Below are 19,728 nucleotides of genomic sequence, written 5' to 3'. Positions count from 1 at the left end.
GAGGTTGTTCCCCTACCCCGGCCGGCCAGCAGGCGCCAAACGTAACAGGCTCCCATCCGGACCATCGGTCAATACATAAATCAGGCCGTCAGGGCCTACTTTTACATCGCGCACCCGCTCGTTGCGATCTGACAGCAACAGTTGCTGGCCGACGATTTTGCCCTGCTCGCGAATCACCCGTCTGAGCGAGCGTTCCTTGAGGGCGGGCACCAGCATGTCGCCTTGCCATTCGGGGAACGCAGCGCCGCGATAGATCGCCAGGCCCGCCGGAGCGATTGACGGCGTCCAGACCAGCACCGGGTCCTCAAAGCCTGGCAACTGGCGAAAAGGCGAGACGCTGGCAAAGGGGTAGTCGATGCCACGGGTCACCAGCGGCCAGCCATAGTTACCGGCCGGCACCACACGATTGATTTCATCACCGCCGCGCGGGCCGTGTTCGGTTACATACAGCTCATTGTTGGCGGGGTCCACAGCGATGCCTTGCGCATTGCGATGCCCCAGGCTGTAGACCTGCGGTGCGGCACCGGGCCGGTTAACCAACGGGTTGTCGGACGGCACTCTGCCGTCGCGATCCAGCCTGACCACCGTGCCCAGGTGGTTGCCAGGATTCTGCGCTTCTTCGCGCCGAGTGTTGCCGTCGCCCACCGTCAGCACCAGCGTCCCGTCCGCCAGAAACGCTATTCTGCCGCCGTTGTTGCCCAGGCCAGGTTTGGGGCTGGAACTGAATAGGACCCGGATGTCTTCAAGCCGGTTGTCTACCAGGCGAGCGCGCACCAGCCGGGTGCCGTTGGCATCGGGCTCGCCATAACCCATCGACAGAAATAGCGTCTGGTTGCGTTCGAAGTCGGGGTCCACCGCCACTTCCATCAAGCCGATGATCCCGCCGCTATGCAGCACTGGCGGTACATCATTCATGGCAACCGGCTGCACGACGCCTTTAACGGCCACAGACAACAGACGCCCGCCCATTTCGGTGACCAGCAGCCGACCATCAGGCAGCACTGCCACTGACCAGGGTCTATTCAGGCCGCTGGCAATGGTTTGTACTTGCAGGTGCTCCGCAGGCATCGAGGGCGGCCGGGGATCGGCAGGCGGCAGCATGGCAATAAAAGAGCTTGTCGGGATCGCCAGGCAGGCAAACACCAGTGCAGCGTACTGCCACTGTGGGGCCGGCCTGTTAGCGGTGCGTCGGGTTAGCCAGTGAAAGACCGCGGCGCCCAATACGCCGGTCAGTGTCATGAGCGCATAGCCCGACAGGGTTCGGGTGCCGGCCAAAGCCGGCATCGGAATCACCGAGCGCATCAGCCAGAACGCAGTGCCCATGCCCACCACCGCGGCAATCATCAGCAGCGGCAACCTGGCCGTCGCTGACATACGCCTGGCCAGCCAATGCGCGCATGAAAATGCGGGCAGCAATACCAAAAATGCCATGACCAACGAAACCGGCCCGTAACGCGCGAGGTCTTCAGCGGCGCTCAGCCAGCGCAGGCTGGCTGCGACCGGTACACCCAGTTGCATCACCTCTGTGAGGACGATCTGAGTCTGTACCAGCGAGGCAGCAGCGCCAGTGGCCAGTGCCGCGATCAGTAAGGCGGACAGGTTACGGAGAAACGGGGTCATCGGTACGTCCTTGCTTCTGCCAAAGCGAGTCTGTGCTGTGTGACAGCGCGGCGCCGAGACGGCGGCTGATCGACTACACCACCGCTCGAAGGTAGCCCTTGATCACCTGCAACGGTGGCTCCAGCGAGTCAAGTGTCTGCGCCGCATGAAACTCGGTGGATACACGCTGCAGCTCACGTCCGAGCGGCTTTTCAGCTCCGCCCATGGCGTCAAGGGCCAGCAGCAGGCACTCGTTGATCTTGTGCTGGATCATCGCCACATCGCCTCTGGCGATCAAGAGTTCGAAGATGTCCCGCTGATAGTCACTCATCATCAGGTCATCGCGCAGAATCGGGCTTTGATCTTCCGTTTCGTAAGCCAGCTTGTGGCAAAAAAGAGCGACTGTTTCCAGTGCCGACTGCATGAGCCAGGTCCTTGGGAAAGTGTTTCTTGAGTTGGAGTAGATGCTTGAAGATCAGGACGGCCAGTTACATTGACTTGACCGACACGACTTCCACATAGCGAAATTTCTTGCGGGCAGCCTTGGTGGCCTCTTGTTCAGCCAGCAGCGTGCTCAGCGTATCGGCTTCGTGAGTGATCTCGTGCATTTCTCCTTCAAACTCATTGCCCACCCGCAGTATTACCCGCATGCGAGGCGTGAACGCTTTGGCAGCCTTCTTCTTCGGGGCGGGCGCTGGCGGCTTGGCGAGTACGACCTCTGGGGCCGGTTGCGGTGCAACGGGGGCGTTGAGGTGCTCAGCGGGGGCAGGAGTACCAAACAATGCCAGGCGCATTTCTTCTTCAGTCAGATCAGGGGTCATGCATTCTCTCGGAGGGGGCCGTAGTCAGCTGGGGAGATTCTACCAGCATGTCTGGTTGCATCGGTTAGCGATGAGTTGCTATGGGGCTACGCTGCTGATTTCGGCACTGACCGGATCAGTGGCAAACTGGCTGCCACACCAATGCCCAAGGACCATCATGGACAACCTGCCGCCCTTGCGCGCCCTACAAGTCTTCGACACGCTCGGCCGGTGCGGCAGCATTGCCGAAGCGGCGAAACGACTGGGTATTTCCGCTGGCGCGGTGAGTCAGCAAATGAGGCTTCTGGAAGATACGCTTGGTATTACCCTACTGGTCAAGGAAGGCAAACGTAACCGCCTGACCGCCGCAGGAAGTCGCTTTCATGAGCAGTGCTCTGATGCATTCGAGCGCCTGCGCATTGCCCATGCGGAAGTTGTATTGTCGCGCGACACCAGCCATTTGCGCGTCAGCGCCCTGCCCTCATTGATGTCCAGATGGCTGGCGCCGCTGGTCTTCGAATGGCAGCAAGCGAACCAGGCTGTCAATGTCTACCTCGATGGTAGTCATGCCGAGCCGCTGGCCAACGGTTACGAGATCGACTTTCGCGTCACTTATAGTGATCGGGCCATTGATGCCGAGAACAGCATCGAGCTGTTGCGCGACTGCGTAGTACCGGTCTGCAGCCCGGAACTGTTGGGCGGTGACAGGTCAAGCCTGCAGCCAAATGTGTTGCTGAACTATCCGCTGCTTGCCATCGACTGGCTGCCCAAGTTCGCCTCGCCACCGTCCTGGCGAGACTGGTTCGAAAGCACCGGGGTTGACCTGGCCCGTTTGCAGGATGCTCGCCGGGTCTTCTCGCTTTCAGCCATGGCCATCGAAGCAGCGCTTGCAGGCCAAGGCTTTGTTCTGGCGCAGTACTCCATGGTCGCCAAAGACCTGGAGGCTGGCCGTCTGCTCATGCCTGTCAGGCATGCCCTGCCGCTGCCGGCCGCCTATTACCTGACCTGGACCAAAAGCGCCTTCGACAAAGAGCATTGCCGCCGATTCCACCGCTGGCTATTGGCTCGTGGCAAAGAGCAGAGTCATGGCATTGAGGCGTTGCTGGCTGCAAGCTCCAGCGTCGTTGTTTCTTGAGCGCGCGGCTCAGCCCAGGTCCACGACCACTGAACCCAGCGGGCGTGAACAGCACAGCAGCATCGCACCCTGGGCCGACGGCTCAAGCGGCTCTTCGAAGTACTCCACCTGCCCTTGTCTCAGACCCACCTGGCATGTGCCGCATATCCCGGCCCGGCAATCGAATACCGGGGCCAGGCCGGCTTGCTCGGCGAGATCCAGCAACGAGTGACAGTCAGGGTTCCAGGCGATGCTGATCCCGGAGGGCAAAAACTTCACGGTTGATGCCTGTGCGGCTGAATCATCGACGTGTAGCGGCGTTGCAGGCTCGGCCACTGTCGGCTGGGACAGGTGTTGCTGCTCATCGCGCAGAACCGTCGCCGGCCCAAAGAACTCGTAGTGAATGCGCTCTGCGCTTATTCCCAGCTCACGCAACAGTCGCCAGTTGGCCTGCATGAATTGCGGCGGTCCACAGAGGTAGACCTCGTATTGACATCCTGCCCGGCCTGAAGGCCAGAGATTCCTACGGCGCTCAGGCGCGGCACCGAGCCGCCCCCGAGTCGCTTCGGTGGGTTCCTGCTGCTGGCGCCATGACCTCTGCGCTCACTTCACAGGCTAACCGGGCGTGTCCCGCCCTTAGTACATTGATCGCCCCGACCACATCGGCGTTGCCTTCGAAACCACATCCCAGACACCTGAACAGCGCTTGCGTCTGGCGGTTGGCCGCCGACACATGGCCGCAACAAGGGCACGTGCGGCTGGTATTCTGCGGCGGCACGGCAATCAGCCAGCCGCCGCGCCACGCCAGCTTGTAGTCCAGTTGGCGACGGAACTCGAACCAGCCCTGATCGAGGATGGCCCTGTTCAGGCCAGACTTGGCCCGAACGTTTCTTCCCGGTGCCTCGGCCGTGCCTGCCGCCGACCTGGACATATTCCGTACCTGCAAGTCCTCGATACACACCATCGCGTGGTTTTGGCTGATCGTGGTGGAGCACTTGTGCAGGTAGTCGCGGCGGGCATTGCCGATGCGCGAGTGAATGCGCTGGACGCGGGCTTTCGCTTTCTTCCAGTTGCGGCTGAATCTGACCTTGCGGCTCATCGCCTGCTGCGCTTTGCACAGCGCGGTCTCATGGCGTTTGAAGCTGTTGAGGGGTGCGTAGAACGAACCATCCGAAAGCGTGGCGAACCGGGCAATGCCCATGTCGATGCCGACTGCCGCCCCCTGTGCCGTGGGCTGCTCATCGATCTCGCGTTCGGTCTGGATGCTTACGAACCACTTGCCACACGACTGGCTCACGGTGATGTTCTTCACAGTACCCAGCGTCTCGCGGCTGTTGCGGTAGCGCAACCAGCCCAGCTTGGGCAGAAACAGGCGGCTGTTGGTCTGGTCGAGCTTGATCTGTTTCGGGTCGGGATAGCGGAAACTATAGCGCTGCCCCTTCTTCTTGAACCGGGGAAAGTCGGCTCGCTTGGCGAAGAAGTTGGTGTAGGCCCGCTCCAGATCCTTGAGGCTCTGTTGCAACGGGTGAACAGGCGCATCGGCCAGCCATGCGGTTTGCGGGCTATGGCGCCACTCGGTCAGCAACTTGCACAGGCCCGCATAGCCGAGCTTCTTCTCGCCTTGCTCGTGGCGCTCCTTCTGCAACGCCAGCGCCTTGTTGAAGACGAAGCGACAGGAGCCCGCAAAGCGGCGCATTTGCCGCTCCTGCTGGCCGTCTGGCATGAGTTCGTACTTGAAGGCTTGAAGTCGTTGCATGCTGCTCTTGAGCCATGAGCAATGAAGACGCCATTAGGCGCGGACGGCACGGTGTTTTCAAGATGCATGCCCATGGGGTCTTTGTAACGAAATACCGCCGTAGAAGGGCATCTGTGTCGCCGTGTTACTGCGAATCATCCTGTGGCGGTGAGTACACCGAACAGCAGCAGACACCCCACGGCAACCAGGGACGGCTACGCCGTCCGCGCTATCCTTCCCCGCCCTGAACGGCGGGGAAGGATAGCGCCCCGATAGTCATCCAGCGGCAACAACGCCTGCAAGGTCTGCCGGCCGATCAATCCCTGGCTGTGGCAAGCGCCGCGCTCAAGGTCTTGGTCCGACGGATTTCGGTAGCAGAAATGCACGTCAATCCCCGGCCGCCGGTTAGCCAGCTCCAGCACTTCATCACGCATGGCATGTACGCTGCCGTTTTCGCAGGCATGGATGAAATACACCGGCTGCGCAGTGTTGTGGCTGAGCCAGTGCAACATGCTGACCATCGGCGTCAGCCCGACGCCGCCACTGAACAGCAGCACCGGTCGAGTGCTGTTCTGGTCAAGAGTAAAAGCACCCATGGGGCCGGCGAGCTGCAGGACATCACCAACTTGGGTCTGCTCATGCAAGAAGCCCGAAGCATAGCCATGCGGTAAATCGGGTCGGTCTACGGGGGCCGACTCTCGCTTGACCGAGATCCGCCACTGCGAGGTGTTCCCAGGGTCGCCTGACAGGCTGTAGTTGCGTATCACGCTGACGCCTTCGTGGTCGGCCAGACGAAGGGTCAGAAATTGGCCCGGAATGAAAACCGCAGCGGCGCCCTGTTCGACGGGTTGCAAACCAAACGAGGTGATGACCGCACTTTCCTGCGTTTTGGCAACCACCCGGTAACCACTGAATCCCTTGGATTGTTCCATCTCAGCCCCCCACTGCGCTGACCACAGGTGGCTGATGCGCAATCAAGCCGTTGTCCTGTTCCTGGGCAATCAGCTTGGCCAGATTGCGGCGAAACCGTAGCGGCCCAGCATCACTGGCCAGGTCAATGTTCGGGCTGCGCTTGTTGGTCATGCCCTGGTGAACAGCCGTCAGAACCACTCGGTCTTCGGCAAAGGCATGCCGCACATCCTCATCAAACTGCCGCGAGACCTCGGCATTGTCGGTATCGAAGTTGCGCACCTGAAACCAGTAATAACGGGTGTTCGCCTCGTCGATCGGGGTCATGAAGTTATAGGAGTTCATCAGAAATACCTGCTCATGCAGGACGCCGTCATCAGTCCCGGTTCCTGCCGGCGTGAACACCGCCTTGATAATGGCCTGCGACGGATAGCGGACTTCATAGTGCTGCTTGCGATCACAGTTGCCGCTGAATTTGACGAACTTGGCGTAGAACGGCGCGACCTCGACATCACGCATCCAGCGCGACACGATCACCCCGTCATCAGTGACCGTGGTTTTGAGCGGCTCGCTGGCGCAGGCAGCGTTGCCGAACGAACTCTGATGCACCCAGGCAACATGCGCAGGATCAAGCAGGTTGTCAGTCACGTACAGATAGTTGCACGACACCACCATGCTATCGCCGCGGTTGAGCCCCCATTGCGGATCGCCCCATTCCGGCACGTCGCAGATCTTCGCCTGGTCGGCCTGCTCGATATCGCCCATCCAGATCCAGATCAGCCCGTAGCGCAGCGCCAGCGGGTAGCTGTGAACCCGCGCACCTTTGGGAATGTGCGTGCTGCCGGGCGCCTTTACGCAACTGCCAGAGCAGTCGAAGGTCAGGCCGTGGTAGCCGCACTCAAGCTGGTCCCCGATGCGCCGGCCCATGGACAACGGCAACTTGCGATGCGGACAGGCATCTTCAAGGGCGACGGGAGTGCCATCGCTCTTGCGATACAGCACCACCGGTTCGCCCAGAATGGTCAGTGCCAGCAATTGCTCGCCCAGCTCCGTTTCGCTGGCCGCTACATACCAGGCATTACGCAGAAACATGGATAAGCCCTCATCTTTACGGTTATGGCAACTGCCACCCTATCAGTAGATGAGCGTTAAAAAATTAAGGGATGCTTTAGTTTTTCTAAAGCTTTTTTGCCCTGTGGCCGGGCGATTGTCCAAGGTGTTTGAGGCAATGGTTGACTGATTTTTTAGCCTGTAGGTCGCCTTGGACTTTTCGAACACCCACAACAATCAAGGCGCGCGCGGTCCGGTGGTATGCCCCGGTGGGAGCGACCTTGGTCGCGAAGGCGGCGCTGAGACCCACCGCGATGTGCTGATTTTTCCGGCCCTTTCGCGAGCCAGCTCGCTCCTGCAATTTAAACGTGCCCATAAGCCTCGGGCCTGGCTTCAGTACATGCCAATCGACCTACACGATAGATTTTAAAGTCCAGCAATACCGCGCCGATGCCTACAAGGATATTCACAATGTGTAGGTGAACGATGAGCAATGTATTTTCCAGGCAACTCTGTATCGGGTTGGCTGTTGGTCTCTGCACCGTGTTTTCTGTGTCTCCGGCATTCGCGTTGTCAGACGGCTGTGCGGCTGTTAACGATTTATCGGGCGCCACCTCATTGTCACTTGCTAAAAATAGATACCCGGCATCGGATTTTTTAGCTGGAGATACTCTGACCTTAACGTTCACTGACAGTGGACAAGCCCACGGCGGGGACCCGGTGAATGCCGACAGCGTCAGTCTTGCCCGCTACAATTTTTCCGGTTTCCAGACGTACAACGCTGCCCACACCAACAGCAGCACACCGCATCAGATCACTATTAGCGTTCCGGCTGGCAGTCTGGAGGCTAATGGCCTTGTGGTACGGGCCAGTACATCTCACGGTCAGATCAGCAATCTGGTGTTCAACTGCCAGCGCACACGGAATTTCGATTAGCGTGTCATCAATCACACCGGGCTGATAACGCCTGGCGGCAAACTGTTCATAACACGCTTGGCGCTGTAGCAGGGTCACCAAAGCGCCCAAGCGGTTTGTTTGACGAGAATAAATGATCAGCGAACCGGCGGACCGTACTGCAGGCCGCCCTGGGTCCATAGCGCATTGAGCCCACGCTTGATTTTAAGCTCACTGCCCTGCCCCAGGCTTCGCTCGAATGACTCGCCGTAGTTACCCACCTGGGCAACGATTTTCACCACCCAGTCATTCGGCAAATTCAAATCCTTGCCCAGCGCCCCTTCGACGCCCAGCAGGCGCGCCACGTCAGGGTTCTTGGTGGTCCTGGCCAGTTCATTGACATTCTTCGAAGTGACACCCAGCTCCTCGGCGTTCAGCCAGGCAATCTGGGTCCAGCGCACGACCGAGTACCACTCTTCGTCACCACGCCGCACAGCGGTGGTCAGTGGCTCTTTGGAGATGACTTCAGGCAGGACCACGAAATCATCAGGCGCAGCGAGTTTCAGACGCTGACCATAGAGCTGTGACTGGTCGGCAGTGAGTACATCGCAGCGCCCGGACTCCAGGGCTTTAAACGACTCATCGGAGGTGTCGAAAGAGATGGGCGTGTATTTCAAGCCGTTGGCGCGAAAGTAATCAGCCAGATTGAGTTCCGTCACAGTGCCGGCCTGAATACAGAAGGTCGCGCCATCCAGCTCCTTGGCACTTTTTACGCCGAGCTTCTTGTTGACCAGAAAACCCTGGCCATCGTAGTAAGCCACGCCGGCAAACAGGATGCCCATCGAGCCGTCTCGCGAGGATGTCCAGGTGGTGCTGCGCGACAGCATGTCCACCTCACCCGATTGCAAGGCCGTAAAACGCTCCTTGGCCGTCAACTGGGTGTACTTGACCTTGTTTGCATCACCAAAAACCGCCGCCGCCACGGCCCGGCATACATCCACATCAAAACCCTGGAAGTTGCCTTTGCTGTCAGCGGCAGAAAAACCGGGCAGCCCGTCACTGATACCACACTGCACAAAGCCCTTTTTCTTGATGTTGTCCAGAGTGACGCCCGCTATGGCGGCCAGCGACAATATCGACAGCAGGCCAATACCTGCCAGTGACGAAGCGCGTTTCAAGATCTTGTAGTGTTTTTTCATTTTTAGTGCCCTGTTTGAAAACAGCATGATGCTTCCAGCCCGGCGCTAAACCACCCGGCAGATAGAAACCCAAACTCATTTGCAGCGGCAGAAAACAATAGACAGGCTGTTATGGCCCGAAGACAACATTACGAACGGACAATGAATGTGGCATCTGGGGCCCTATTATTATTTTCAGCAACACGTGTTACTTAACGGTCCGTCCTGCATCCAGTGTCGTTAGTTGCCCGACCGGACAAACAACGGGCTGAATAACGGACCTGCTAAAACCCTAGCGTTAGTTGAATCAGATAAAAAGCGAATAATTCTTCAGGGGTACATAAGCAGGGCTTACCGATTGGTGCTCATTGGAACGCCTGGGCGTGTTCCTTGAGGCAGCGGATGAACACCTGCAGTGCCGGGCTTTTCTTTTCGCCGCGCCGGTAGGCGATGGAAATCCGCCGGCGAATCTCCGGAACCAGCCGGCAGACCCGTACCCCTTGCATATCGAAGCGGGCGCGCAGCCCAGGAACGATCGCAATGGCGCAGCCCTCGCGAATCAGCGCACTGGTAACCTCGTAACCTTTGCAGCGGGCCATGATCTTGGGGCTGTAGCCCGAGCGCTGGCAGGCATCGGTGAGCATCCGCGTATAGGTCGACGAGGCGGTGTCCATGACCCAGAGTTCGTGTTCAAGGTCCGCCCAGGTCACCTGCTCCAGCCCGGCCAGCCGATGGTCCGGCGACATCATCACGTCGAACACGTCTTCGATCAGCGGGGTAATCTCGATACCGGGGTCCAGCAAGCCGGCAGGCACGTTCAAATCGTCGATTATCGCGATGTCGGTTTGCCAGCTGCGCAGGGCATTCATCCCCTCTTCCGGCTCCATCTCCTCGAACAGCACTTCAAGCATCGGATAGCTTGCGTGCAGCCGCTTGATCGCTTTGGGCATCAGGGCTGCCGCTACCGAAGGAAAAGCCGCTACCCGGATATCGCCAGCAACGACTTTCTTCAACTCGGCCATGTCAGCCCGCGCCGATTCAAGCTCTTCGAAAATCCGGTTGGCCGTTTCGACCAACTTCCTGCCGGCGATGGTCAGTTCCACACCGCGCCCGCGCCGCTCAATAAGATCGATACTTAATTCTTGTTCAAGCATCGAGATTTGTTGCGAAACCGCTGAGGGCGAAACATGCAGGGCTTCGGCCACGGCGGCCATGGTCTTACGCACGGCCAGTTCGCGAAGTGCACCCAGTTTGTTGATGTCCATGAACCTTCCACCCTGTCAGATACAGGCAGCAGATCATTAAGTTCTGCTTATGTATCACTGAAATATTATTCGCTTTTTTTGATTATGCACCGCTTGTAGGCTGGAAAACACCCCGATCCTTTAAACAAAAAAGGTGCCGCCGTAATGACCCATTCCTACTTCAATGACACTCTCGCCAAACGCGATCCACTGGTATTCAAAGCTCTGGCCGATGAAAAGAAACGCCAGCAGGGCCAGATCGAACTGATCGCTTCGGAGAACTCGGTCAGCCTGGCTTCGCTTGAAGCGCTGGGTTCGGTGATTACCAACAAGACCGTCGAAGGCTACCCAGGCAAGCGTTTCCACGGCGGCGCCGAGTTTGCCGACGTTATCGAGCAGGCCGCGATCGACCGTGCCAGGCAGTTGTTCGACGTGGGCTATGTGAATGTCCAGCCGCACTCGGGTACTCAGGCCAACCAGGCGGTATTTTTTGCCCTGCTGCAACCGGGTGATGTGGTGCTGAGCCTGGATCTGGCATCCGGCGGCCACCTGAGCCACGGCGCCAAGCCTAACCAGTCGGGCCGTTGGTTCAGCATTGTGTCGTACGGTGTGGACCGTGAAAGCGGCCGCATTGACTACGACAACGTCGAAGCCCTGGCGCTGGAGCACAAGCCCAAACTGATCATCTGCGGCGGTTCTTCATATCCACGGGAAATCGATTTTGCCCGTATGCGCCAGATTGCCGACAAGGCAGGCGCGACCTATCTGGTCGACATGGCCCACTTCGCCGGTCTGGTGGCGGCCGGTGTGCACCCTTCGCCAATTCCGCATGCCGACATCGTCACCTGCACCACCACCAAGACCCTGCGCGGTGCGCGTGGCGGGCTGGTGATGACCAATCGCGAAGACCTGTTCAAGAAGATCCAGCCGGCCGTGTTCCCAGGTGTACAGGGCAGCGCCCACCTGGCGACCATCGCAGGCAAGGCGGTCTGCCTGGGGGAAGCCTTGACGGATGAGTTCAAGACCTACGGCGCCAACGTCAAGGCCAATGCCCGGCTGTTGGCTGAGGTGTTGCAAAAACGCGGCGTGCGCATTGTCAGCGGCGGCACCGATACCCATGTGGTGCTGGTCGATGTTTCTTCCAAGGACCTGACTGGCCAGGCCGCTCAGGATGCGCTGTCGAGCATCAACATCACCTCCAACAAGAACCCGATCCCCTTCGACAGTGCCAAGCCATCGGAGTGGAAAGGCCTGCGCCTTGGCTCTTCCGCCGGCACCACTCGCGGTTTTGGTGCCAAGGAGTTCGAAGCCATCGGCCATTTGATCGCCGACATTTTCGAGGCCCAGAGTGCCGACGAAGCCACCCGCGCAGCGCTGATCGAAAAGAGCAAACAGGTAGTGACCGGCCTGTGCGCCGAGTTCCCTATCTACCCTTGAGCATCACTTGGCGGGCCAGGTGCCTTCTGGCCCGCAAATACTTCAAGTCGCAGGAATACAACAATGACAATCCAGCTTCCCTATGATCCGGCACGCGACGATGTGCTGGCTGGCCGTCCAGCGCTGTGGCTCAACCCGGACCTGACAGCCGATGGTATCGCTCAGGCACAGCTGCCGGTGCGTGCCAGTCAGGTCAAGGATGCCGAGGCCAACTGGCGACTGTTGGCGCCGCTGCTGCAACACTGTTTTCCCGAACTGGCCCAGGCCCAGGGCCGTATTCAATCGCAGTTGATCGAAGCCAAAGACTTGCGCGCTGCAATCGGCTACTCAGCCGCCAAGTACGGCCGGCTGTTCGTCAAGGCCGATGGCGACCTGCCGGTGGCCGGCTCGATCAAGGCCCGTGGCGGCGTGTATGAAGTGTTCATGCACGCCAAAAAGATGGCCGAACAGCGTGGGATTCTCACGCCGGGGGGCGACATCACCGTATTGGCCGGCGAGCAGGCCCGCCGCCTGTTCGCGCAGCACACGATTGCCGTAGGCAGCACCGGTAACCTGGGCCTGAGCGTCGGTATAGCCGCCAGGGCCCTGGGTTTTCGCGCCGTGGTGCACATGTCGGCAGACGCCAAGCAATGGAAGGTTGAACGCCTGACCCGGCTGGGCGTGGAAGTGGTTCAGCACCAGGCGGATTACACCACTGCGGTGGAGCACGCCCGTATTGATGCCGAGGCCGACCCGAGCATCTACTTCGTCGACGACGAGCGCTCGCAAGTGCTGTTTTTCGGCTATAGCGCTGCTGCCAGTGAACTGGCCGCTCAACTGCAGGCAGCCGGTGTGAGCGTTGATGCTGAACACCCGCTTTTCATCTACCTGCCTTGTGGCATCGGTGGTGCACCCGGTGGCGTGGCTTACGGGCTGAAAGCGATCTTCGGCGACGCCGCCCACCCGTTTTTCGTCGAGCCGGTGCAGTCGCCTTGCGCGCTGGTGCACATGATGAGCGGCTCCAAGGACTTGGTGTCGGTCTATGACGTGGGCCTGACCAACAAGACCGAAGCGGACGGCATGGCCGTGGCACGTATGTCCGAGTTTGTTGCCCAGGTGATGAAACCGCTGTTGTCCGGTGTGTTCACCGTGGCCGATGACGATCTGTTTCGCTGGCTGTGGCAGGCCCAGACCACCCAGGGCATTCGCCTTGAGCCATCGGCCACCGCCGGTTTTGCGGGGCCGGCCTTCATTGTCGACAGCGAACAGGGCCGTGCCTACCAGCACGTTCATGGCCTTGGCGACAGACTGGCCCAAGCCACCCACGTGATCTGGACCACTGGCGGTGCCTTTGTGCCTGAAGCGCAATTCGGGCAGTTCATGGCGCACGGCGCCTCGCTGGTCGCAGCCAGTTGAGCGTAGGAGCGCCAGAACCTGCGCAGACAAGCGCCGCCACACGCCTGGCGGTTGCGGTTTGACGCCGCCAATACCCCACGCCCAGTTTCAGAGGTAATAGCGCCATGAACACAGCACTCCTGGCAGAGCGCATAGACGGGAAAGGGTTTGCAGCCACCCTTGTCAATCAACTCACCGATGAGGTGAATGACATCAAGGCAGCTACCGGACTGACCCCAGGCCTTGCGGTCGTGCTGGTCGGTGAAGACCCGGCCAGTTCGGTCTACGTAAGTGCCAAACACCGCCAGACCCTGGCAATCGGTATGCAGTCTTTCGTGCACAGATTGCCTGCCGATACGGCCCAGGCAGACCTGATGACACTGCTTGACGCGCTCAATGCGGCCAATGAAGTCAACGGCATTCTGGTCCAGTTGCCATTGCCTGCGCATCTGGACACGCATGCCGTGATCAATGCCATTGACCCCGACAAAGATGTCGATGGCTTCCATATCCTCAATGCCGGTCGCCTGGCGACCGGGCAGGACGCTCTGGTGCCTTGCACCCCGTTGGGTTGCCTGATGATGCTCAAGGATCGGCTGGGCAACCTGGAGGGCCTCAATGCCGTGGTGGTTGGCAAGTCCAACATTGTCGGCAAACCCATGGCCCAATTGCTGATGGCCGAGAACTGCACCGTGTCAGTGGCTCACTCCAAGAGCCGGGACGTGCCTGCGCTGTGCCGTAGCGCCGATATTCTGGTGGTCGCGGCAGGTTGTCCGGAGCTGGTCAAGGGGGACTGGATCAAGCCCGGCGCAGTGGTCATCGATGTGGGCATCAACCGTATCGAGCGCGATGGGCGTTCAAGAATCGTCGGTGATGTCGCCTTCGACGAAGCCGGCCACGCGGCCGCCATCACGCCGGTGCCTGGCGGTGTCGGACCGATGACCATCGCTTGCCTGCTGGCCAATACGGTCACTGCGTTCAAACGCCAACATCATCACGTAACAACAAAGGCCGTCGTTGCCGTTTAAGGTGATTTCAGATGAACACGATCAAAAACAATTACGTACTTTGCGTTACCTGCCCGTCGATCCGCGGCGTGACGGCGGACCTCACTGCTTTTCTGTCGAGCCGCGGCTGCAACATTCGCGACAGCGCCCAGTTCGACGACGAAAGCACCAACCGCTATTTCATGCGCCTGACTTTCCGCTCCGAAGAAGGTCGCTCGTTGCAGGATCTGGAGAAGGAATTTCAGCCGCTGGTTGAGAAGTACAAGATGCACCACGAATTCTTCGATGAGCGCACCAAGCGCAAAGTCATTCTCATGGTCTCGCGCTTCGGCCACTGCCTGAACGACCTGTTGTACCGCTGGGGCATCGGTGCACTGCCAATCGACATTGTCGGGGTGATCTCCAATCACCTGGACTTCCAGAAAGTCGTCGAAGGTCATGGCATTCCCTATCACCACATCAAGGTGACCCCGCAAAACAAGGCCCAGGCCGAAGCCGAGCAGATGCGCATCGTGCGGGAAACCGGGGCGGAACTGATCGTGCTGGCGCGCTACATGCAGATCCTTTCGGATCAGATGTGCCAGCAGATGTCAGGGCGCATCATCAATATCCACCACTCGTTCCTGCCTTCGTTCAAAGGTGCAAGCCCGTACAAGCAGGCGTTTGACCGTGGTGTGAAGCTGATTGGCGCCACCTCGCATTTCGTCACTGCCGACCTTGATGAAGGGCCGATCATCGAGCAGGACATCGTACGTATCAACCATGCGATGAGCCCTGACGATTACGTCTCACTGGGCCGCGACGTTGAGAGCCAGGTGCTGGCCCGGGCTATTCACGCCTACGTGCATGGCCGGGTATTTCTGAACCGGAACAAGACCATCGTGTTTGCGCCTTCGGCTGACTCCTACAGCGCTGAGCACATCGGCTGATAGCCCCTTTCAAACCTCCCGGCTGCCGCTGGCAGCGCTACACCCTCTGTGCCTGGGGCCCCGTTGCCAACGGCCCGGTGTGGATCCCGGCTGCCTGCAATCTGCGGTGGCCGGGCCATTCGCGGCACCGATAAAACAACAAGATGCGAGACATACAATGCAAGAAACTAGCTGGTTGTTAGGGGTTTTGTTCGCCTCCATTGCGCTGATCATTTTCCTGATCATGAAAGTGCGACTGCATGCGTTCATCGCGTTGATCATTGCCTGTTTCGTGGTCGGGTTCGGCTCGGGGATGCCAGCAGCCAGGATCGTCGCTTCGCTGGAAGCCGGTATCGGCGGGACGCTGGGCTTTCTTATTGCGATTATCGGCCTGGGCGGGATCCTCGGCAAAATGCTGGAGGAGTCCGGCGGTGCCGAGCGCCTGGCCAAGACCCTGCTGGACAACCTCGGGCCGCAACGCGCCCACTGGGTCATGGCCATTGTCGGGGCGGTTGCCGGTATTCCGGTGTTCTTCGAAGTCGGCTTCGTGCTGCTGATTGCGCTGGTGTATGTGGTCGCCCGTGAAACCCGGATCAACTTGATGTACCTGGGTATCCCGCTGGCCATCTCGCTGCTCACCATCCACTGCATTCTGCCGCCCCACCCCGCCGCCATGGCGATTACCGGAATGCTGCATGCCGACGTGGGCAAGGTGATTCTTTACGGCCTGCTGGTCGCTGTGCCAACCATTATCATCGCGGGCCCCGTCTGGGTCAGGCTGTTCTGTAGCCGCAGCGCCAGTGATCATCAGCAAGCCTTTCTTGCCTCCCACGGCGCATCCGCGCAAGTGCAGCGCGTGCTGCCCGGCATGGGCATCACTCTGTTCACCATCGCCCTGCCCTTGCTGCTGATGGTCGGTAAAACCGCAGCCGCTGGTTTACCAAACGACTCGCCCGTGCAACATGTGGCGCAGTTCGTGGGCAATCCACTTACCGCACTGATGATCTCCGTAGCATTCGCCTACTGGTCGCTGGGTTTGCGCCAGTCGCGCAGCATGGCTGAGCTGCTCGATACCACACAGCGCAGCTTTCCGGCGCTGGCCAATATCATCTTCGTCATCGGTGCCGGCGGTGCCTTCAATGCCGTGCTGATCGAAAGCGGTGTAGGCAAAGCCATATCCGGCTTGTTGGCCGGCACTGACATCAACCTGGTTATCCTGGCCTGGTTTATCGCCTGGCTGATGCACTTCGCTGTCGGCTCGGCCACCGTCGCCATGGTCAGTGCTGCCAGCATGATCAGCCCGATGTTGGCCGCTGACCCGAATCTGAAACCGGAGATCCTGGTGATTGCAATCGGTGCCGGCTCCATTGGCTGGGCCCATGTCACGGACTCCGCGTTCTGGGTGGTCAAGGAATACCTCAACGTTTCGCTTGGAGAGGCACTGAAGAAATTTACCGGTGCAACTCTGGTCGCCTCGCTGGTGGCCTTGTTGGCGACCCTGACCCTGAATTACTTTGTCGGCTGAAGGTTCGTTCACCGTGCGTTGGCTGCCTCGCCTACGTTCTTAGAGACACTTACTTGGCGAACAGCAGGCTCATGTCCTTGAACGCTTTGAACTCCAGGGCATTACCGCACGGGTCAAACAGGAACATGGTGGCCTGCTCGCCGACCTGGCCTTTGAAGCGCACGTAAGGTTCGATCACGAATTGGGTTTCGCGCGCTTTGAGGCGGTCAGCCAGCGCCTCCCATTCATCCCAGCTCAGGATGATGCCGAAGTGCGGCACCGGTACGTCATGGCCATCGACCGGGTTGGTGTGTGCGGACTCCTGGCCGGCCGTCTTGGGGTGCTCGTGAATCACCAGTTGGTGACCATAGAAATCGAAGTCGACCCAGGTCGCCGCCGAACGGCCTTCAGGCAAGCCAAATGTTTCGCCATAAAACGCGCGTGCCGCAGGAAGGTCGTAAACAGGAATCGCGAGGTGGAAAGGAGAAAGGCTCATCAGTGACTCCGGACTTTATCGTTTTATTGGACGCTTCAGGCCGCGCGGGCCTGGCGCCCGACTGCATGCCGTGAATTCATCATAGGGCTAGCCGAGGAACAAAAAAAACAATATATTTTTTGGAAATAAACAAAGAATATTTATCAATGATCCGCGAGCTCAAGACCCTGATTGCCGTATCCCGTGAAGGCACATTCGCCGCTGCGGCGCACAAGATCGGCCTCACCCAGGCTGCCGTAAGCGCCCAGATTGCGCGTCTGGAGTCTGAGCTGGGCCTGGAGTTATTCGATCGCAGCGGGCGTAGCGCCCAGCTCAACGCAGTGGGTTACCAAACCCTGCAACAGGCGCACGAGCTGATCCGCATGTACAACAACCTCGGCTCCCCTGCCCCGGAAACCCAGGCGCCGCAGCGGGTGACCATGGGCGCCATCGCCTCGATACAACGCATGCTGCTGCCCAGTGCCCTGGCCAGTTTTCATCATCAATGGCCGAATTTCCGCAGCCGAATCCTGCCTGGGCTGTCGATGGAACTGCTCGACCAGGTCGATGCCGGCGAGATCGACCTGGCGGTGATCATCCAACCGGCGTTCTCATTGCAGAGTGACCTGAAATGGGTACCGTTGGCCAAGGAGCCCTACCGTCTGCTGGTGCCGGAAAATACGCCTAACGATGACTGGGCCGAGTTGATCACCTCGCAGGCTTTCATCCGCTACGACCGCACCTCTTTCGGTGGGCGGCAAGTGGATCGCTTCCTGCGCAAGATGCATTTCACCCCGCGTGAAGTGAGCGAACTGGATGAACTCGATGCGATCGTGAAACTGGTGGCCAATGGCGTCGGTGTGGCCCTGGTTCCGGAAACACTCGGGCATGTGGCCTGGCCGCAAGGTGTACGCGGCCTGGATCTGGGCGAACACACGTTCTACCGAAACATCGGCCTGGTGCATCACCACAATCGCAACATGAACGAGCCGGTAATGATTCTGGCCGAGCAGATTGAAGCGCTGGCCCGGCAGATTGCGCCTGGCACTTCACCAGCAGCTTGAGTGTTAAAACGCCGGGTGGCGTTTAGTTCGCTGTGCACGTTTACGATCGGCGCGCAGCGCTGCGGCAAATGAGCCTTGTGCCCAGCGCACCGCGTCATGGGGATCTTCCATCAGATGATCCGGCGCCCGGTAGTAAGACAGCCCGACGAGTTTGCCTTGCCGGGCATAAGTAAACTGCTCAAGCCCTTGCTGTTCGAAGGCTGCAATGTTTTCTGCATCAGCCTTCAGGTACAGCGTGCCGTCAAATACCAGGCCGAACATCACCCCATCGCGAAAAATCCCGTGCCCGCCGAACATCCGGCGCAGAGACACAGGCCCGAACAGAGCGAAAATGTCCTCGATGTAGGCGGCGAGTTCATTCATGTTCGAGCGCTCCTGATGATGTGTGCAACCACCTGCCTGGTCGCCTCCTCGATTGTCCCCTCATTACGGCACAACACCCAGCCATGCTCGTCAACCGCCCGCTCGAACGCTTCGGTGCAGGCCACATGCTCGTCCAGCCGATGAATCACCGTGCTGCTCAGCCCCCGTGTACGTGCCGCCGCCCTCGCCCATGAAATTTCCGGCGCGGTAAGCACCCCGATATGCAGGTCCGGGATTTGCACGCCGCGTTCGATATTCAACCGCAGAATCTGATCAAACGGCACGCTGCGGCGAAATGCGGCATCGGACGGGTACCAGCGATCAATCAGGATGATGCTGTTTGCGGGTTGCTCTGGCAGCACGTTACGCGAAATCCAGGCGCGGCTGTCGGCCAAGCGCTCACAGACCTGCCATTCCAGGTCCGGGCACGGGTTTCTGGCCAGCGTGTTCACCAGCGCCATGATTTCGCCCCGATGCGGATCGAGGTTTCTTTCAGACAGGCGAATGACTTTTTTACCGTCAGCCCGCAGGGCTTTGGTCACAGCTTCCAGCAAGGTGGTCTTGCCGGTGCCCTTGGGGCCGTCCATTGAAATAAACAGCGAGCGGTTCATTGTGCAAGGCTCAGGTCGCGGATCAATTCAGAGAGCGCCTGGCATTCACGAGGCGTTTTCGCGAATGACCCGGTGATTGGCCACGACTTCGTCGATCACGCCTCTGAACAGTTTTTGCGTAAGGTCTACATCAACGCCATAACGTTCGGCCAATGCGCTGTAACGCTGCGCTTGCGCGGCTTCACGGGCCGGGTCTATTGCCTCCAGGCTCTGTGCTGCCTTGATCACGCCCACCTTGCCAGTGGCGATGAAACGCTGCCCCAGAAGTTTGATGATCTGCTCATCCAGATCATCGATCTCTGCTCTTAATTGTCCGAGTTCATGGCTGCTCACGCAGGTTGCCTCCAGGTTGTTAGTAGATTGACGGCCAGAATCGGACACACCCTACACCAGAAGGCCCTTAGCGCATTGCGACTTTGTGCCTGCAACTGCACAAACGCATGAGCAAGCACATCAAAATGC

Annotated in this window: 21 protein-coding genes; 8 read left to right on the top strand and 13 right to left on the bottom strand. The window is 59.3% G+C overall.

What is annotated here, in order from left to right; genetic code table 11:
- Positions 1 to 12: 12 nt before the first annotated feature.
- From NRB16_RS05615 to NRB16_RS05605, 3 genes are all read right to left on the bottom strand, one after another.
- Positions 13 to 1,620: a PQQ-dependent sugar dehydrogenase gene (locus NRB16_RS05615; RefSeq protein WP_257105657.1), complete on the bottom strand. Its 1,608-nt coding sequence runs from the start codon at positions 1,618 to 1,620 to the stop codon at positions 13 to 15.
- 73 nt (positions 1,621 to 1,693) lie between these two features.
- Complete coding sequence (locus NRB16_RS05610; protein ID WP_257105656.1) at positions 1,694 to 2,023, bottom strand: hypothetical protein; 330 nt, start codon at positions 2,021 to 2,023, stop codon at positions 1,694 to 1,696.
- A gap of 64 nt (positions 2,024 to 2,087) precedes the next feature.
- On the bottom strand, positions 2,088 to 2,420 hold the full coding sequence (locus NRB16_RS05605) for a hypothetical protein (RefSeq protein WP_257105655.1): 333 nt from the start codon (positions 2,418 to 2,420) through the stop codon (positions 2,088 to 2,090).
- A gap of 157 nt (positions 2,421 to 2,577) precedes the next feature.
- Between NRB16_RS05605 and NRB16_RS05600 the strand changes: the two genes are divergently transcribed.
- Positions 2,578 to 3,534, top strand: a complete 957-nt coding sequence (locus tag NRB16_RS05600) for a LysR substrate-binding domain-containing protein (RefSeq protein ID WP_257105654.1) — start codon at positions 2,578 to 2,580, stop codon at positions 3,532 to 3,534.
- A gap of 9 nt (positions 3,535 to 3,543) precedes the next feature.
- On the opposite strand, the gene NRB16_RS05595 is transcribed toward NRB16_RS05600, so the two are convergent.
- From NRB16_RS05595 to NRB16_RS05575, 4 genes are all read right to left on the bottom strand, one after another.
- Entirely contained in the window at positions 3,544 to 3,969 is a 426-nt protein-coding gene (locus NRB16_RS05595; protein ID WP_257105653.1) for a 2Fe-2S iron-sulfur cluster-binding protein, read from the bottom strand.
- Positions 3,970 to 4,045: 76 nt separating this feature from the next.
- On the bottom strand, positions 4,046 to 5,269 hold the full coding sequence (locus tag NRB16_RS05590) for a transposase (protein ID WP_257105652.1): 1,224 nt from the start codon (positions 5,267 to 5,269) through the stop codon (positions 4,046 to 4,048).
- A 194-nt stretch (positions 5,270 to 5,463) separates the two neighbouring features.
- Positions 5,464 to 6,180 carry an FAD-binding oxidoreductase gene (locus NRB16_RS05580; RefSeq protein ID WP_257105651.1) on the bottom strand — a complete coding sequence of 239 codons (717 nt, stop codon included), beginning with the start codon at positions 6,178 to 6,180 and terminating at the stop codon, positions 5,464 to 5,466.
- A gap of 1 nt (position 6,181) precedes the next feature.
- Positions 6,182 to 7,249 carry an aromatic ring-hydroxylating dioxygenase subunit alpha gene (locus NRB16_RS05575; protein WP_257105650.1) on the bottom strand — a complete coding sequence of 356 codons (1,068 nt, stop codon included), beginning with the start codon at positions 7,247 to 7,249 and terminating at the stop codon, positions 6,182 to 6,184.
- Positions 7,250 to 7,693: 444 nt separating this feature from the next.
- Between NRB16_RS05575 and NRB16_RS05570 the strand changes: the two genes are divergently transcribed.
- Positions 7,694 to 8,143: a hypothetical protein gene (locus NRB16_RS05570; protein ID WP_253141225.1), complete on the top strand. Its 450-nt coding sequence runs from the start codon at positions 7,694 to 7,696 to the stop codon at positions 8,141 to 8,143.
- Between the two features lie 116 nt (positions 8,144 to 8,259).
- Here the strand turns inward: NRB16_RS05570 and NRB16_RS05565 are convergent, their stop codons facing one another.
- A complete protein-coding gene (locus tag NRB16_RS05565; RefSeq protein ID WP_257105649.1) occupies positions 8,260 to 9,300 on the bottom strand; it encodes an amino acid ABC transporter substrate-binding protein in 1,041 nt (346 codons plus the stop codon).
- 344 nt (positions 9,301 to 9,644) lie between these two features.
- A complete protein-coding gene (locus NRB16_RS05560; protein WP_045491275.1) occupies positions 9,645 to 10,544 on the bottom strand; it encodes a LysR family transcriptional regulator in 900 nt (299 codons plus the stop codon).
- Between the two features lie 144 nt (positions 10,545 to 10,688).
- Between NRB16_RS05560 and glyA the strand changes: the two genes are divergently transcribed.
- The 5 genes from glyA (at position 10,689) to NRB16_RS05535 (ending at position 16,774) form a co-directional block, all read left to right on the top strand.
- Positions 10,689 to 11,960: a serine hydroxymethyltransferase gene (glyA, locus tag NRB16_RS05555; protein ID WP_045491278.1), complete on the top strand. Its 1,272-nt coding sequence runs from the start codon at positions 10,689 to 10,691 to the stop codon at positions 11,958 to 11,960.
- Positions 11,961 to 12,023: 63 nt separating this feature from the next.
- Entirely contained in the window at positions 12,024 to 13,355 is a 1,332-nt protein-coding gene (locus tag NRB16_RS05550; RefSeq protein ID WP_257105648.1) for a D-serine ammonia-lyase, read from the top strand.
- 104 nt (positions 13,356 to 13,459) lie between these two features.
- Entirely contained in the window at positions 13,460 to 14,362 is a 903-nt protein-coding gene (folD, locus tag NRB16_RS05545; protein ID WP_257105647.1) for a bifunctional methylenetetrahydrofolate dehydrogenase/methenyltetrahydrofolate cyclohydrolase FolD, read from the top strand.
- Positions 14,363 to 14,373: 11 nt separating this feature from the next.
- Positions 14,374 to 15,270: a formyltetrahydrofolate deformylase gene (gene purU / locus NRB16_RS05540; protein WP_045491287.1), complete on the top strand. Its 897-nt coding sequence runs from the start codon at positions 14,374 to 14,376 to the stop codon at positions 15,268 to 15,270.
- A 157-nt stretch (positions 15,271 to 15,427) separates the two neighbouring features.
- On the top strand, positions 15,428 to 16,774 hold the full coding sequence (locus tag NRB16_RS05535; RefSeq protein WP_253118001.1) for a gluconate:H+ symporter: 1,347 nt from the start codon (positions 15,428 to 15,430) through the stop codon (positions 16,772 to 16,774).
- Positions 16,775 to 16,823: 49 nt separating this feature from the next.
- On the opposite strand, the gene NRB16_RS05530 is transcribed toward NRB16_RS05535, so the two are convergent.
- Positions 16,824 to 17,249 (bottom strand): VOC family protein, encoded by a 426-nt coding sequence (locus NRB16_RS05530; protein WP_253118008.1) that lies wholly within the window; start codon positions 17,247 to 17,249, stop codon positions 16,824 to 16,826.
- A gap of 146 nt (positions 17,250 to 17,395) precedes the next feature.
- Between NRB16_RS05530 and NRB16_RS05525 the strand changes: the two genes are divergently transcribed.
- Positions 17,396 to 18,292: a LysR family transcriptional regulator gene (locus tag NRB16_RS05525; protein WP_257105646.1), complete on the top strand. Its 897-nt coding sequence runs from the start codon at positions 17,396 to 17,398 to the stop codon at positions 18,290 to 18,292.
- Positions 18,293 to 18,295: 3 nt separating this feature from the next.
- Here NRB16_RS05525 and NRB16_RS05520 read toward each other — a convergent pair whose 3' ends face one another.
- Genes NRB16_RS05520 through NRB16_RS05510 form a run of 3 tightly spaced genes read right to left on the bottom strand, consistent with a single transcriptional unit; the run spans position 18,296 to position 19,599 of the window.
- Positions 18,296 to 18,655: a TfoX/Sxy family protein gene (locus NRB16_RS05520; protein ID WP_257105645.1), complete on the bottom strand. Its 360-nt coding sequence runs from the start codon at positions 18,653 to 18,655 to the stop codon at positions 18,296 to 18,298.
- Positions 18,652 to 19,266, bottom strand: coding sequence for a dTMP kinase (locus NRB16_RS05515; RefSeq protein WP_257105644.1), 615 nt, complete (start codon positions 19,264 to 19,266; stop codon positions 18,652 to 18,654). The genes NRB16_RS05520 and NRB16_RS05515 overlap by 4 nt, the downstream gene beginning before the upstream one ends.
- A gap of 45 nt (positions 19,267 to 19,311) precedes the next feature.
- On the bottom strand, positions 19,312 to 19,599 hold the full coding sequence (locus tag NRB16_RS05510; protein WP_253118018.1) for a chorismate mutase: 288 nt from the start codon (positions 19,597 to 19,599) through the stop codon (positions 19,312 to 19,314).
- Positions 19,600 to 19,728 lie beyond the last annotated feature (129 nt).

Origin of the sequence: Pseudomonas sp. LJDD11, from assembly GCF_024584215.1 — a bacterium.
GTDB lineage: Bacteria > Pseudomonadota > Gammaproteobacteria > Pseudomonadales > Pseudomonadaceae > Aquipseudomonas.
This window is presented reverse-complemented; position numbering and strand designations above follow the sequence as displayed.

Bases quoted from the DNA above. Each gene is read 5' to 3' on its own strand.
- purU (WP_045491287.1), top strand. From the start codon at position 14,374: ATGAACACGATCAAAAACAATTACGTACTTTGCGTTACCTGCCCGTCG.
- folD (WP_257105647.1), top strand. From the start codon at position 13,460: ATGAACACAGCACTCCTGGCAGAGCGCATAGACGGGAAAGGGTTTGCA.
- NRB16_RS05520 (WP_257105645.1), bottom strand. From the start codon at position 18,655: ATGAATGAACTCGCCGCCTACATCGAGGACATTTTCGCTCTGTTCGGG.
- NRB16_RS05605 (WP_257105655.1), bottom strand. From the start codon at position 2,420: ATGACCCCTGATCTGACTGAAGAAGAAATGCGCCTGGCATTGTTTGGT.
- glyA (WP_045491278.1), top strand. From the start codon at position 10,689: ATGACCCATTCCTACTTCAATGACACTCTCGCCAAACGCGATCCACTG.
- NRB16_RS05560 (WP_045491275.1), bottom strand. From the start codon at position 10,544: ATGGACATCAACAAACTGGGTGCACTTCGCGAACTGGCCGTGCGTAAG.
- NRB16_RS05570 (WP_253141225.1), top strand. From the start codon at position 7,694: ATGAGCAATGTATTTTCCAGGCAACTCTGTATCGGGTTGGCTGTTGGT.
- NRB16_RS05610 (WP_257105656.1), bottom strand. From the start codon at position 2,023: ATGCAGTCGGCACTGGAAACAGTCGCTCTTTTTTGCCACAAGCTGGCT.
- NRB16_RS05595 (WP_257105653.1), bottom strand. From the start codon at position 3,969: ATGCAGGCCAACTGGCGACTGTTGCGTGAGCTGGGAATAAGCGCAGAG.
- NRB16_RS05600 (WP_257105654.1), top strand. From the start codon at position 2,578: ATGGACAACCTGCCGCCCTTGCGCGCCCTACAAGTCTTCGACACGCTC.
- NRB16_RS05580 (WP_257105651.1), bottom strand. From the start codon at position 6,180: ATGGAACAATCCAAGGGATTCAGTGGTTACCGGGTGGTTGCCAAAACG.
- NRB16_RS05615 (WP_257105657.1), bottom strand. From the start codon at position 1,620: ATGACCCCGTTTCTCCGTAACCTGTCCGCCTTACTGATCGCGGCACTG.
- NRB16_RS05565 (WP_257105649.1), bottom strand. From the start codon at position 9,300: ATGAAAAAACACTACAAGATCTTGAAACGCGCTTCGTCACTGGCAGGT.
- NRB16_RS05530 (WP_253118008.1), bottom strand. From the start codon at position 17,249: ATGAGCCTTTCTCCTTTCCACCTCGCGATTCCTGTTTACGACCTTCCT.
- NRB16_RS05550 (WP_257105648.1), top strand. From the start codon at position 12,024: ATGACAATCCAGCTTCCCTATGATCCGGCACGCGACGATGTGCTGGCT.
- NRB16_RS05575 (WP_257105650.1), bottom strand. From the start codon at position 7,249: ATGTTTCTGCGTAATGCCTGGTATGTAGCGGCCAGCGAAACGGAGCTG.
- NRB16_RS05525 (WP_257105646.1), top strand. From the start codon at position 17,396: ATGATCCGCGAGCTCAAGACCCTGATTGCCGTATCCCGTGAAGGCACA.
- NRB16_RS05515 (WP_257105644.1), bottom strand. From the start codon at position 19,266: ATGAACCGCTCGCTGTTTATTTCAATGGACGGCCCCAAGGGCACCGGC.
- NRB16_RS05590 (WP_257105652.1), bottom strand. From the start codon at position 5,269: ATGCAACGACTTCAAGCCTTCAAGTACGAACTCATGCCAGACGGCCAG.
- NRB16_RS05535 (WP_253118001.1), top strand. From the start codon at position 15,428: ATGCAAGAAACTAGCTGGTTGTTAGGGGTTTTGTTCGCCTCCATTGCG.